Origin of the sequence: Xanthomonas sp. CFBP 8445 (genome assembly GCF_025666235.1) — a bacterium.
Lineage (GTDB): Bacteria > Pseudomonadota > Gammaproteobacteria > Xanthomonadales > Xanthomonadaceae > Xanthomonas_A > Xanthomonas_A indica.
This window is the reverse complement of record NZ_CP102594.1, coordinates 2580648-2594121: the sequence shown is the minus strand read 5'-3', so window position 1 is coordinate 2594121 and position 13474 is coordinate 2580648. Positions and strand designations below refer to the sequence as shown.

General features: G+C 68.6%; 10 protein-coding genes. All 10 read left to right on the top strand.

The genetic code is table 11. From position 1 onward, the window contains the following. Positions 1-141: 141 nt before the first annotated feature. Positions 142-1269, top strand: a complete 1128-nt coding sequence (carA, locus tag NUG21_RS11000) for a glutamine-hydrolyzing carbamoyl-phosphate synthase small subunit (RefSeq protein WP_263390865.1) — start codon at positions 142-144, stop codon at positions 1267-1269. Beyond that, entirely contained in the window at positions 1266-1835 is a 570-nt protein-coding gene (locus NUG21_RS10995) for a hypothetical protein (protein ID WP_019797049.1), read from the top strand. Before carA ends, NUG21_RS10995 begins: the two co-directional genes overlap by 4 nt. Positions 1836-1897: 62 nt before the next feature. After that, positions 1898-5140 carry a carbamoyl-phosphate synthase large subunit gene (carB, locus tag NUG21_RS10990; RefSeq protein ID WP_263390864.1) on the top strand — a complete coding sequence of 1081 codons (3243 nt, stop codon included), beginning with the start codon at positions 1898-1900 and terminating at the stop codon, positions 5138-5140. Positions 5141-5148: 8 nt separating this feature from the next. Beyond that, on the top strand, positions 5149-5613 hold the full coding sequence (gene greA / locus NUG21_RS10985; RefSeq protein WP_184502593.1) for a transcription elongation factor GreA: 465 nt from the start codon (positions 5149-5151) through the stop codon (positions 5611-5613). 4 nt (positions 5614-5617) lie between these two features. Continuing rightward, a complete protein-coding gene (locus tag NUG21_RS10980; RefSeq protein WP_263390863.1) occupies positions 5618-6538 on the top strand; it encodes a phosphoglycerate mutase in 921 nt (306 codons plus the stop codon). Further along, positions 6535-8268: a single-stranded-DNA-specific exonuclease RecJ gene (gene recJ, locus NUG21_RS10975; RefSeq protein WP_263390862.1), complete on the top strand. Its 1734-nt coding sequence runs from the start codon at positions 6535-6537 to the stop codon at positions 8266-8268. The genes NUG21_RS10980 and recJ overlap by 4 nt, the downstream gene beginning before the upstream one ends. Before the next feature lie 225 nt (positions 8269-8493). After that, positions 8494-9390: a LytTR family DNA-binding domain-containing protein gene (locus NUG21_RS10970; RefSeq protein ID WP_263390861.1), complete on the top strand. Its 897-nt coding sequence runs from the start codon at positions 8494-8496 to the stop codon at positions 9388-9390. Positions 9391-9451: 61 nt separating this feature from the next. After that, positions 9452-10577 (top strand): peptide chain release factor 2 gene (prfB, locus tag NUG21_RS10965; RefSeq protein ID WP_100224025.1). Its coding sequence is split into 2 segments (ribosomal slippage): positions 9452-9526 and positions 9528-10577, totalling 1125 coding nucleotides; the frame shifts between segments, so codons are not numbered across the junction. A gap of 95 nt (positions 10578-10672) precedes the next feature. Then, entirely contained in the window at positions 10673-12190 is a 1518-nt protein-coding gene (gene lysS / locus NUG21_RS10960; RefSeq protein ID WP_019796732.1) for a lysine--tRNA ligase, read from the top strand. Between the two features lie 147 nt (positions 12191-12337). Beyond that, positions 12338-13474 carry a cyclic di-GMP phosphodiesterase response regulator RpfG gene (locus NUG21_RS10955; RefSeq protein ID WP_160946657.1) on the top strand — a complete coding sequence of 379 codons (1137 nt, stop codon included), beginning with the start codon at positions 12338-12340 and terminating at the stop codon, positions 13472-13474.

Sequence of the window (13474 nt, the reverse complement as noted above, 5' to 3'; positions counted from 1 at the left end):
CTGGCGCGGACCGCCCCGCGCCGGTACAATTCTCGCTCGCCTGTTACCCATCGCCACGGACCCGGAGAAGCGCCGAGTTCGCGGTTTCTTGCAGCCTGCAAGTTGGTGGGGCAGGGTTCCTCTCTCCCCAAGGCGAACCCCGTGACTCAACCCGCAATCCTTGTCCTTGAAGACGGCACCGTGTTCGAGGGCGAATCCGTAGGCGCTGCCGGCCTGTCCGTCGGCGAAGTGGTGTTCAACACCGCCATGACCGGCTACCAGGAGATCCTCACCGATCCCTCCTACGCCCGCCAACTGGTCACGCTGACCTACCCGCATATCGGCAACACCGGCTGCACCGACCAGGACGACGAGGCCGCCCAGGTCTGGTCGGCCGGCCTGATCGTGCGCGACGTGCCGCGCCGCCCCAGCAACTGGCGCAACCAGGTGGCGCTGCCGGACTGGCTGATCCAGCGCGGCGTTGTCGCCATCGCCGGCATCGACACCCGCAAGCTGACCCGCATCCTGCGCGAGAAGGGCTCGCAGAACGGCGCGCTGATGGCCGGCGAGGTCAACGTGGACACCGCGCTGGAAGCGGCGCGCACGTTCCCGGGGCTGAAGGGCATGGACCTGGCCAAGGTGGTGTCCACCGACAAGGCCTATCCCTGGCGCGATGGCCAGCTCGACCTGGACAGCAACGCGTTCGTGCAGGCCGAACCCAGGTTCAAGGTCGTCGCCTACGACTACGGGGTCAAGCTCAACATCCTGCGCATGCTCGCCGAGCGCGGCTGCGAGGTGACCGTGGTGCCGGCGCAGACGCCGGTCGCCGAAGTGCTGGCGATGAACCCGCACGGGGTGTTCCTGTCCAACGGTCCCGGCGACCCGGCGCCCTGCGACTACGCGATCGCCGCGATCAAGGAACTGCTGGCGCGCAAGGTCCCGACCTTCGGCATCTGCCTGGGCCACCAGTTGCTGGCGCTGGCCGCCGGCGCGCAGACCCTGAAGATGGGCCACGGCCACCACGGCGCCAACCACCCGGTGCAGGACCTGGACAGCGGCCGGGTGATGATCACCTCGCAAAACCACGGCTTCGCGGTGGACGAGGCGACCTTGCCCGCCAACGTGCGCGTCACCCATCGCTCGCTGTTCGACGGCAGCAACCAGGGCATCGCGCTCACCGACGCGCCGGCCTTCAGCTTCCAGGGCCATCCTGAAGCCTCGCCGGGTCCGCGCGACGTGGCGCCGCTGTTCGATCGCTTCACCGCGCTGATGGCGGCGGCTGGCGCATGAACCTTCGCCAGCTGACGTTGGCGATTCTTCTCGCGTGCAGTGGAGCTGCAACGGCCTCCGACGTATCGGAGGCGCAAGCGTCGCAACTTTTCCAGATCCTCGGATTGAAAGAGGCGGTGTCCATCTACGCCAAAGACTCGGTGGCATCAGCGCCGTTGTTCCAAAAACTCGGTTCAGATCAAAAAGGCTGCATTGCTGGACTCGTGGGAGAGACGATCGCGCGGAATACCGTGGCGCAGTTGAAGACCCTCTTCCAGGATGACGACAAGGCAGAGCGCTGGATCCAGTTTTCCAAGACAGCTGCTGGTCAGCGCTACATGCAGTATGTGGCCGCGGCTGCAAAGGCCGTTTTTCTGAGCCGACCCGTGCCTGATCGCGCCGAATTGCTGCTTGGAATGAGCCCTGCTCAAGCGATGCAGACGCAGGAGTTCATCGCTTCGCCGGCAGGCATGGTGTTCCGCGCGGCACCGCCGCTGACTCCCCCTGCCATGACGGAAGAGCAGCAGGCAGCGCTCGGGGATGAGCTGGTCAATCGTTGTCGATTGTCCGAATCCGATTTTTCCTGAACGACTCTAAACGTTAGACGCTCAGCCTCACACACGTCGAAAGTCCAGACTTCGAGAAAGAAATGCCCAAGCGCACCGACCTCCAAACCATCCTCATCATCGGCGCCGGCCCGATCGTCATCGGCCAGGCCTGCGAGTTCGACTACTCCGGCGCGCAGGCGTGCAAGGCGCTGCGCGACGAGGGCTACCGCGTGGTGCTGGTCAACAGCAACCCGGCCACGATCATGACCGACCCGAACATGGCCGACGCCGTGTACATCGAGCCGATCAACTGGCAGACGGTCGAGAAGATCATCGCCAAGGAAAAGCCCGACGCGCTGCTGCCGACCATGGGCGGGCAGACCGCGCTGAACTGCGCGCTGGACCTGGCCGACCACGGCGTGCTGGAGAAGTACGGCGTCGAGCTGATCGGCGCCAAGCGCGAGGCCATCCGCATGGCCGAGGACCGCGAGCTGTTCCGCGTGGCGATGGGCGAGATCGGCCTGGAGTGCCCCAAGGCGGCGGTGGCGCACACGCTGGAGGAGGCGCTGGAGATCCAGGCCACGGTCGGTTATCCGACCATCATCCGCCCCAGCTTCACCCTCGGCGGCAGCGGCGGCGGCATCGCCTACAACCGCGAAGAGCTGATCGAGATCGTCGGCCGCGGCCTGGAACTGTCGCCGACCAGCGAAGTGCTGGTCGAGGAGTCGGTGCTGGGCTGGAAGGAGTTCGAGATGGAAGTGGTCCGCGACACCGCGGACAACTGCATCATCGTCTGCTCGATCGAGAACCTGGACCCGATGGGCGTGCACACCGGCGACTCGATCACCGTGGCCCCGGCGCAGACCCTCACCGACAAGGAGTACCAGCGCCTGCGCGATGCCTCGATCGCGGTGCTGCGCAAGATCGGCGTGGACACCGGCGGCTCCAACGTGCAGTTCGGCATCAATGCGCAGACCGGCCGCGTGGTGGTGATCGAGATGAACCCGCGCGTGTCGCGCTCCTCGGCGCTGGCCTCCAAGGCCACCGGCTTCCCGATCGCCAAGGTCGCGGCCAAGCTGGCGGTCGGCTACACCCTGGACGAGCTGAAGAACGAGATCACCGGCGGGCTGACCCCGGCCTCGTTCGAGCCGTCGATCGACTATGTGGTCACCAAGATCCCGCGCTTCGCCTTCGAGAAGTTCCCGCAGGCCGACGCGCGCCTGACCACGCAGATGAAGTCGGTGGGCGAGGTGATGGCGATGGGCCGTACCTTCTCCGAATCGCTGCAGAAGGCGCTGCGCGGCCTGGAGACCGGCAAGATCGGCCTGGACCCGACCGGCCTGGACCTGAGCAGCGAAGACGACCTGGCCACGCTCAAGCGCGAGCTGAAGGCGCCCGGTCCGGAGCGGCTGTTCTATGTCGCCGATGCGTTCCGCGCCGGCATGAGCGTGGAGCAGGTCCACGCGCTGTCGTTCATCGATCCCTGGTTCCTCGACCAGATGGAAGACCTGATCGCGCAGGAAGCGCAGGTGGCCGCCGACGGCCTCGGCGCGCTCGACGCCAAGCGCCTGCGCACGCTCAAGCGTGCCGGGTTCTCCGATGCGCGCCTGGCCGAGCTGTGCGGCACCAACGAAGCGGCGGTGCGCGCGCTGCGCCGCGCGCACAAGGTGCGCCCGGTGTACAAGCGGGTGGACTCGTGCGCGGCCGAATTCGCCACCAGCACCGCCTACCTGTACTCGACCTACGAGGACGAGTGCGAGGCCGCGCCGAGTGACCGCGACAAGATCATGATCCTCGGCGGCGGTCCCAACCGCATCGGCCAGGGCATCGAGTTCGACTACTGCTGCGTGCACGCGGCGCTGGCGCTGCGCGAGGACGGCTACGAGACCATCATGGTCAATTGCAATCCGGAGACCGTGTCCACCGACTACGACACCTCCGATCGCCTGTACTTCGAACCGCTGACCCTGGAAGACGTGCTGGAGATCGTCGAGCTCGAGCAGCCCAAGGGCGTGATCGTGCAGTACGGCGGGCAGACCCCGCTGAAGCTGGCGCGCGCGCTGGAAGCCAACGGCGTGCCGGTGATCGGCACCTCGCCGGACTCGATCGACCTGGCCGAGGACCGCGAGCGCTTCCAGCAGCTGGTCGACACGCTGGGCCTGAAGCAGCCGCCGAACCGCATCGCCCGCAACGCCGATGAGGCGTTGGTGCTGGCGCGCGAGATCGGCTATCCGCTGGTGGTGCGTCCGAGCTACGTGCTTGGCGGCCGCGCCATGGAGATCGTCTACGGCGAATCCGACCTGGCGCGCTACGTGCGCGACGCGGTCAAGGTCTCCAACGATTCGCCGGTGCTGCTGGACCGCTTCCTCGACAACGCGGTGGAAGTGGACGTGGACATCATCGCCGACCACAGCGGCCAGGTGCTGATCGGCGGCGTCATGGAGCACATCGAGGAAGCCGGCGTGCACTCGGGCGATTCGTCCTGCTCGCTGCCGCCGTACTCGCTGTCGCCGGCCACCCAGACCGAGCTGCGCCGCCAGGTGGTCGAACTGGCCAAGGCGCTGAACGTGGTCGGGCTGATGAACACCCAGTTCGCGGTGCAGGTCAACGATGCCGGCGACGACATCGTCTACCTGCTGGAAGTGAACCCGCGCGCCTCGCGCACCGTGCCGTTCGTGTCCAAGGCGATCGGCGTGCCGCTGGCCAAGATCGCTGCGCGCTGCATGGCCGGCAAGACCCTGGCCGAGCAGGGCGCGCTGAAGGAAATCGTGCCCGACTACTACTCGGTGAAGGAGGCGATCTTCCCGTTCGCCAAGTTCCAGGGCGTCGATCCGATCCTCGGCCCGGAGATGCGTTCCACCGGTGAGGTGATGGGCGTGGGCCGCAGCTTCGGCGCGGCGTTCGCGCGTGCGCAGGAAGCCGGCGGCATCAAGGCGCCGCCGCTGGGCAAGGCCTTCGTGTCGGTGCGCGATCCGGACAAGCAGCGCGTGCTGCCGGTGGCGCAGGCGCTGGTCGAGCGCGGCTACACCCTGGTCGCCACCCGCGGCACCTGCGCCTGGCTGCAGCAGCACGGCCTGCAGTGCGAGCAGGTCAACAAGGTCGCCGAGGGCCGCCCGCACATCGTCGATCTGATCAAGAACGGCGAAATCGTGTATATCGTCAACACCACCGAGGGCCGGGCGGCGATCTCCGACTCGTTCTCGATCCGTCGCGAAGCCCTGCAGCATCGCGTCACCTATTCGACCACGGTCGCCGGCGCGCGTGCGCTGGTGCATTCACTGGAATTCCGCGGCACCGGTCCGGTCTGGGCGCTGCAGGAACTGCACAAGGAGCTGGAAGCGTGAGAGCCCCGATCACCATGCAAGGCGCGCAGCGGCTGCGCGAGGAACTGGATCACCTGAAGTCGGTCAAGCGTCCCGAGGTCATCACCGCGATCGCCGAGGCGCGTGCGCACGGCGATCTCAAGGAAAACGCCGAGTACCACGCCGCGCGCGAGCAGCAGGGCTTCATCGAAGGCCGCATCAAGCAGCTGGAGAGCGAGCTGTCGCACGCCGAGGTCATCGACGTCAGCAAGCTGGCGGTCGGCAGCAAGGTGGTGTTCGGCGCCACCGTGACCCTGGCCGACGTGGAGACCGACGAGGAGAAGCGTTACCAGTTGGTCGGCGACCTGGAGGCGGACATCAAGCAGGGCCTGATCGCGATTTCCTCGCCGTTGGCGCGTGCACTGATCGGCAAGATGGAAGGCGACAGCGTCAGCATCGACGCCCCGGCCGGACGCCGCGAGTACGAGATCGTCAGCGTCGCCTACGTCGGCTGATCCGATGGCGGTCGCCACCTTGCTGTTGCCGGAGCGGGTCCGCCTGGCCGGCGCCGTGCTGGCCGGCGAGGTGGCGCGCGCGTTCGGCCGCGCCGATCGCACGCAGGCTGCGCCGGGTGGCGAGGCGCAGTTGCGCCGCCATTTCGCGCTGGCGGAGCAACCGCTGGCGGCCGCGGCGCTGACCCGGCAACTGGACGCAGGCGATGCCGGCGACGGTCTGTGGCTGCGCGCCGATCCGGCCTACGTGGTGCCGGACATGCAGGGCGCGCGGCTGATGGCGCATGGCGACATGCTGCCGCTCGACGCGGTGGACCTGGACGCGCTGCTGCCGGCGGTGCAGGCCTTGTTCGCCGAGAGCGGGCTGACCCTGGATGCGCCCGATCCGACCCGTTGGTACCTGCGCCTGCCGGCCGACAGCGTGCTGCCGGTGTTCACGGCGCCGGCGCAGGTGCTCGGTGCGGACCTGTTCGATCACCTGCCGCAGGGGGAGGACGCGCGCCGCTGGCGTGCGTTGCTGACCGAGGCGCAGATCGTGCTGCACCAGCATCCGTGGAACCGCGAGCGCGTCGCCCGCGGCCAGCCGGCGATCAATTCGCTGTGGTTCTGGGGCGGTGGCCGGCTGCCGGCGTCGGTCGCCACCGCGCATGCGCAGGTGCGCAGCCGCGATCCGCTGTTGCGTGCGCTGGCCCAGGCCGCCGGTGTCGCCGACGCGCAGGCGCCGCGGGTCGATGCGCTGGTCGATCTGCGCCAGCTGCGCGCGCCCGAGCAGTTCGTCGGCGAGGTGGTACAGCCGCTGCTGCAGGCGCTGCGCGATGGCGAACTGCAGCAACTGCAGCTGGATTTCGAGGACGGCGCCTGTTTCCGCATCGCCCCGTCGCAACGCTGGCGCCTGTGGCGGCGGCCGCTGTCGCGCCTGGACGCATGAGTGCCAGCGCGCGCATCGTGCGGCGGCCCGCGGCGGCCGCGGCCGGCCCGTGGCACGAGGCCACCTTGCCGCTGTTGCGGCGCATCTATGCCGCGCGCGGCGCCCACGACAGCGGCCTGGCGCAACCCAAGCTGGCGCAACTGCTGCCGCCCGATGCGCTGAGCGGCATCGACGCCGCGGTGGTGCTGCTGGCCGAGGCGATCGCGGCGCGCAAGCGCATCCTGGTGGTCGGCGATTTCGATTGCGACGGCGCCACGGCCTGCGCGGTGGCGGTGCGCGGGCTGCGCCTGCTCGGCGCTGCGCAGGTGCTGCACGCGGTGCCCAACCGCATGGTCCACGGCTACGGCCTGTCGCCGGCGCTGGTGGCGGAACTGGCGCCGTTGCAGCCGGACCTGCTGGTCACGGTGGACCACGGCATCGCCTGCCATGCCGGTGTCGCCGCGGCCAAGGCGCTGGGCTGGCAGGTACTGGTCACCGACCACCACCTGCCGGGTCCGGCCTTGCCGCCGGCCGATGCCATCGTCGATCCGAACCTGGCCGGCGACGCGTTCCCGAGCAAGATGCTGGCCGGCGTCGGCGTGATCTTCTACGTGCTGCTGGCGTTGCGCCGGCACCTGCGCGCGCACGGTGCGTTCGCGGCGGCGCCGCCGGACCTGGGCGTGTTGCTGGACCTGGTCGCGGTCGGCACCGTCGCCGACCTGGTGCCGCTGGATCCGAACAACCGGGCGCTGGTGTCGGCCGGCCTGCGCCGGCTACAGCGTGGCGAGGGCTGCGTTGGCCTGCGCGCCTTGATCGAAGCCAGCGGTCGCGATCCGGCACGGCTCAGCGCCAGCGACATCGGCTTCGCGCTGGCGCCGCGGCTCAACGCCGCCGGCCGCCTCGAGGACATGGCCCTGGGCATCGAGTTGTTGCTGTGCGAAGACCCGCAGCAGGCGCGTGCGATCGCCGCGACGCTGGAAGAGATCAACGCCGAGCGCCGCGCCGTGCAGCAGCAGATGACCGACGAGGCCGAAGCGGTGGTGGCGCAGGCGCTGCTGGCCGCGCCCGAGCAGCCGCCGGTGGCGGTGTGCCTGTTCGATGCGCAATGGCATCCCGGCGTGATCGGCCTGGTCGCCTCGAAGATGAAGGATCGCCTGCACCGGCCGGTGATCGCCTTCGCCCCGGCCGAGCCGGGCAGCACCCAGTTGCGCGGCTCGGCGCGTTCGATTCCCGGGTTCCACATCCGCGATGCGATGGCGGCGGTGGAGGCGCAGCGGCCGGGGCTGATGGAGAAGTTCGGCGGCCATGCCATGGCCGCGGGCCTGAGCCTGCCCCAGGACGCACTGGCCGAGTTCGAACAGGTGTTCCGCGCGCACGCGCTGGCCAGCCTGGACGCGGAACTGCTGCAGGCCGAGTTGCTCAGCGACGGTGCGCTGGATCCGCACGAACTCGACCATCGCCATGCCGAGGCGTTGCGCCAGGGCGGGCCGTGGGGGCAGGGCTTTCCGGAGCCGCTGTTCGACGGCGAATTCGAGGTAGTGCAGTGGCGCGTGCTGAAGGAACGCCACCTCAAGCTGAGCCTGCGCTGCCCCGGCCGCGCCGAGCCCTTGAACGCGATCCACTTCAACGGCTGGCACGGCCGCGAACCCGGTCGTCGCGTGCATATCGCTTATCGCCTTGTTGCGGATGACTACCGCGGGGGCAGTGCGGTGCAGTTGGTGGTGGAGCACTGCCAGTCGCTGGGTGGCTGACGGTCGAGAGCTGTGCGCTGTTCTTTCTCCCGCCGGGAGAAGGTGGCCCGCAGGGCCGGATGAGGGTACGGGCGCAGCCTCGCATAGCCAATCCACGAGCGCTTCGCGCCGTAGCCTCACCCCAACCCCTCTCCCGATGAGAGAGGGGCTGCTGGGCGGCGAGTTCGAGGTCCGTGGTCGCCCATGCCGCGCCGGCGACGAATGGCGGCGCGCTACACTGCCGCGATGTCCGATCCGTCCGGCGCCAGCGCCTATTCCCGCTTCCAGCCCTGGCGCCGCAGCTTCGAGATCGGCTTCTGGGTCGCGCTCACCCTGATCAACGCCATCGCCAACAGCGTCACGGTGCTGATCGACATCCGCAACACCGGGCTGCACTTCGCCGCGTGGGAGCCGGTGGTCTGGGAATGGTCCAGCCAACTGATGTTCCTGCTGATCGTGCCGCTGGTGGTGGTGCTGACCCGGCGCTATCCGCTGCACTGGGAGACCTGGCGGCGCCGGCTGCCGGGCTACCTGCTGGGCAGCGTGGCGCTGTCGGTGCTGCACGTGGTGGGAATGGTCGTCCTGCGCAGCCTGGTCTACCGCCTGCAGGGCCAGCACTACGACTTCGGCCCGTGGCCGCAGGGGCTGGCCTACGAATACCTCAAGGACGTGCGCAGCCTGGCCTCGATCGCGCTGTGCGTGGAGATGTACCGGTTCCTGCTGCGGCGCTGGCAAGGCGAGGCGGCACTGCTGGGCGCGCCCGACGCCGGCCCGCCGGTGGGCTCGCTGGAGCGGCCGGAGCGCTTCCTGGTGCGCAAGCTGGGCCGCGACTTCCTGGTCGCCGCCGCCGACATCGAATGGCTTCAGGCGGCCGGCAACTACGTCAACCTGCGCGTGCGCGGCCACGACTACCCGCTGCGCAGCACCATGGCCGCGATCGAGGCGCGGCTGGACCCGGCGCGGTTCGTGCGCATCCACCGCAGCTACATCGTCAACCTGGCCAGCGTGGTCTCGATCGAGCCGCTGGAGGCGGGCGAGGCGCGCGTGCACCTGCGCGACGGCAGCCAGGTGCCGTGCAGCCGCCGCTATCGCGCCGCGCTGCGGGTGGCGGCCGGGGAGGGCGAGGTCGCCCCGGTCGAGTAGCGCTGTGGCGCAGCGGCCGGAATTGCTAGAATCGCGCTCTTGTCTGCCGGAAAAAGCCGCAATGATCGAACTCAATCCGATTCGCCACCGCATCGCCGATTTGTCCGATCGGGTGCTGTCGCTACGGGGGTTTCTTTGACTACGACGCCAAGAAAGAGCGTCTAGAGGAAGTCACCCGGGAGCTGGAAAGCCCCGACGTCTGGAACGACCCCGAGCGCGCCCAGGGCCTGGGCCGCGAACGCGCCAGCCTGGAGAAGACCGTCGGCGGCATCGCCAGCGTGCTCGATGGCCTGAACGAATCGCTGGAATTCCTGGAACTGGCCGAGAGCGAGAACGACGAGGCCACCGCGCAGGCGGTGCTGGCCGACGTCGACCGCTTCCAGGCGCAGGTGGAGAAGCTGGAATTCCAGCGCATGTTCTCCGGGCAGATGGACGCCAGCAACGCCTTCGTCGACATCCAGGCCGGCGCCGGCGGCACCGAGGCCCAGGACTGGGCCGAGATCCTGCTGCGCATGTACCTGCGCTGGTGCGAGTCGCGCGGCTGGAAGACCGAGCTGATGGAAGTCTCCGGCGGCGAAGTAGCCGGGATCAAGTCCGCCACGCTGCGCGTGGAAGGCGATTTCGCCTATGGCTGGCTGAAGACCGAGACCGGCGTGCACCGGCTGGTGCGCAAGTCGCCGTTCGACTCGGACAACCGCCGCCATACCAGCTTCACCTCGGTGTTCGTGTCGCCGGAAGTGGACGACAACATCGACATCGACATCAACCCGGCCGACCTGAAGACCGACGTGTACCGCTCCTCCGGTGCGGGCGGCCAGCACGTCAACAAGACCGAGTCGGCGGTGCGCATCACCCACGTGCCCACCGGCATCGTGGTGGCCTGCCAGACCGGGCGCAGCCAGCACCAGAACCGCGACAACGCGATGAAGATGCTGGCCGCCAAGCTCTATGAGCTGGAGATCCAGAAGCGCAATGCCGAGCGCGACGCGGTCGAGGCGACCAAGTCCGACATCGGCTGGGGCAGCCAGATCCGCAACTACGTGCTCGACCAGAGCCGGATCAAGGACCTGCGCACCGGCGTGGAGCGCTCGGACACCCAGAAGGTGCTCGACGGCGACCTGGACGAGTTCGTCGAGGCCAGCCTCAAGTCCGGCCTGGAAGCCGGCGCGAAACGCAGCGACGCCTGAACCGGCGGCCTCCGTCCTGGCGACGGAGGCCGTGCGACGGCACACGGCCCCGGCGGCTGGTGCATTCTTTCCCTTCCTCACGCATCCCCCATCCCATGACCGAGCAGACCCCCGCGCCGTCCCTTCCCGTCGACGAGAACAGCCTCATCGCCGAACGGCGCGCCAAACTCGCCGCGCTGCGCGCGCAGGGCGTGGCCTATCCAAACGATTTCCGCCGCAGCGACTTCGCCGGCGATCTGCAGGCCGAGTTCTCCGACACCGAGCGCTGGACCGCCGAGGCGCTGGAGGCGCAGGGCCGCAGCCTGCGCCTGGCTGGGCGCCTGCTGGCCAAGCGGGTGATGGGCAAGGCCAGCTTCGTGCAGCTGCAGGACGAGTCCGGGCGCATCCAGCTGTTCCTGCAGGCCAACGCGCTGGGCGAGGCCTACGACGCCTTCAAGGGCTGGGACATCGGCGACATCATCGGCGTGGAGGGCGGGCTGACCCGCACCAAGACCGGCGAGCTGTCGGTCAAGGCCACCGGCCTGCGGCTGCTGACCAAGGCGCTGCGGCCGCTGCCGGACAAGTGGCACGGCCTGTCGGACGTGGAGCAGCGCTACCGCCAGCGCTACGTGGACCTGATCGTGTCGCCGGAGGCGCGCGAGGTGTTCGTCAAGCGCTCCAAGATCATCCGCGCCATGCGCGCCTGGCTGGACGCGCGCCGCTTCCTGGAAGTGGAGACGCCGATGATGCACTACATCCCCGGCGGCGCCACGGCCAAGCCGTTCACCACCCACCACAACGCCCTGGACCTGGACCTGTACCTGCGGGTGGCCCCGGAGCTGTACCTGAAGCGCCTGGTGGTCGGCGGCCTGGAACGGGTCTACGAAATCAACCGCAATTTCCGCAACGAAGGCGTCAGCACCCGGCACAATCCGGAATTCACCATGATGGAGCTGTACGAGGCGTATGCCACGTACCACGAGGTGATGGACCTGACCGAAAACATCATCCGCGATGTCGCCCGCGAGGTGCTGGGCACCACACAGGTGCACTGGGACGGCGCCGACATCGACCTGGCGCCGGCGTTCCGCCGCTGGCGCATGGACGAGGCGGTGCGCCACCACAACCCGGAGATCAGCGCTGCCGACTGCACCGACCGCGAGGCGCTGCTGCGCCACTGCGAGCGGCTGAAGATCCGCACCAAGCCGTCCTACGGCTGGGGCAAGCTGCTGCTGGAGATCTTCGAGGCCACGGTCGAGCACACCCTGATCCAGCCCACCTTCATCACCGACCACCCGGTCGAGGTATCGCCGCTGGCCCGCTCCAGCGACACCGAGCCGGGCTACACCGACCGCTTCGAACTGTTCATCAACGGCAAGGAAATCGCCAACGGCTTCTCCGAGCTCAACGACCCGGAAGACCAGGCGGCGCGGTTCCAGGCCCAGGTGGCGGCCAAGGACGGGGGCGACGACGAGGCCATGCACTTCGACGCCGACTACATCCGGGCGCTGGAGGTGGGGCTGCCGCCGACCGGCGGCCTGGGCATCGGCATCGACCGGCTGGTAATGTTGCTTACCGGCAGCAGTTCGATCCGTGACGTGCTGCTGTTTCCGTACATGCGTCCGGAGGCTTAACCTAGCCCCGGACCAGGTGGCGCGGTTCTTGCAGCAGGCGTTGCACGCAAAAGGAAGTGAGGTGGACGGGTCGGCGTGAATGGGCGCCGGCGCGTTCCCGTTGTCGTCTCAGCAGCCCGCGCAGATGCGACGGGCGGAGGATTGCAGATGCATGATGCCAGCATGAGCCTCTCCGGCGCGTCCTCGAACGGGGACCGTCTCCAATGGGCGGACGGAAACGACAATCGTTTGAACATCGTCATCGTCGACGATCAGACCTCCGCGCGCACGATGCTGCGGCATGTCATCGAGGACATCGCCCCGGAACTGACCGTGCGCGATTTTGGCGATTCGCAGGCCGCGCTGGCCTGGTGCGAAGCCGGCAAGGTCGATCTGCTGCTGCTCGACTACCGCATGCCGGGCATGGACGGGCTGGAGTTCGCGCGGCGCCTGCGCCGGCTGCCCAAGCACCGCGACATCCCGATCATCCTGATCACCGTGGTCGGCGACGAGCCGATCCGCCAGGCCGCCCTGGAGGCGGGGGTGATCGACTTCCTGGTCAAGCCGATCCGCCCGCGCGAACTGCGGGCGCGCTGCCACAACCTGCTGCAGCTGCGGCTGCAGAGCGAGAACATCAAGCAGCGCGCGATGTCGCTGGAGCAGCGCCTGCTGGCCAGCATGCGCGAGGTCGAGGAACGCGAGCGCGAGACCCTGTCGCGGCTGGCGCGGGCCATCGAGTACCGCGACGTCGGCACCAGCGCCTACCTGGAACGGATGGCGCACGTGGCCGGCCTGATCGCCGAGCAGCTGGGCCTGTCCGAGGACGAGGTGCGGGTCATCGAGATGGCCGCGAGCCTGCACGACATGGGCAAGATCGCCATCCCCGACGCGGTGCTGCTCAAGCCGGGCAAGCTCAACGAGGACGAGATGGCGGTGATGCGCATGCACCCGCGCATCGGCTACGAACTGCTCAGCGGCAGCCAGAACCGGTTCATCCAGGTCGGTGCGCTGATCGCCCTGCGCCACCATGAGCGCTACGACGGCAGCGGCTACCCGGACGGCCTGATCGGCGAGGCGATTCCGCTGGAGGCGCGCATCGTGGCGGTCGCCGACGTGTTCGACGCGCTGATCTCGCCGCGTCCCTACAAGGAGGCCTGGACCATGGATGCGACGCTGGCCTACCTGTACGCCCAGCGCGGCCGCCTGTTCGACCCGCGCTGCGTGGACGCGCTGTTCCGCGGCCGCGAGCAACTTCAGGTGATCTGCGAGAAATTCTCCACCGCCTCGGCGCGACCAGGAGTCTGA

Bases quoted from the DNA above. Each gene is read 5' to 3' on its own strand.
- NUG21_RS10995 (WP_019797049.1), top strand. From the start codon at position 1,266: ATGAACCTTCGCCAGCTGACGTTGGCGATTCTTCTCGCGTGCAGTGGA.
- carB (WP_263390864.1), top strand. From the start codon at position 1,898: ATGCCCAAGCGCACCGACCTCCAAACCATCCTCATCATCGGCGCCGGC.
- NUG21_RS10980 (WP_263390863.1), top strand. From the start codon at position 5,618: ATGGCGGTCGCCACCTTGCTGTTGCCGGAGCGGGTCCGCCTGGCCGGC.
- recJ (WP_263390862.1), top strand. From the start codon at position 6,535: ATGAGTGCCAGCGCGCGCATCGTGCGGCGGCCCGCGGCGGCCGCGGCC.
- NUG21_RS10970 (WP_263390861.1), top strand. From the start codon at position 8,494: ATGTCCGATCCGTCCGGCGCCAGCGCCTATTCCCGCTTCCAGCCCTGG.
- lysS (WP_019796732.1), top strand. From the start codon at position 10,673: ATGACCGAGCAGACCCCCGCGCCGTCCCTTCCCGTCGACGAGAACAGC.
- NUG21_RS10955 (WP_160946657.1), top strand. From the start codon at position 12,338: ATGCATGATGCCAGCATGAGCCTCTCCGGCGCGTCCTCGAACGGGGAC.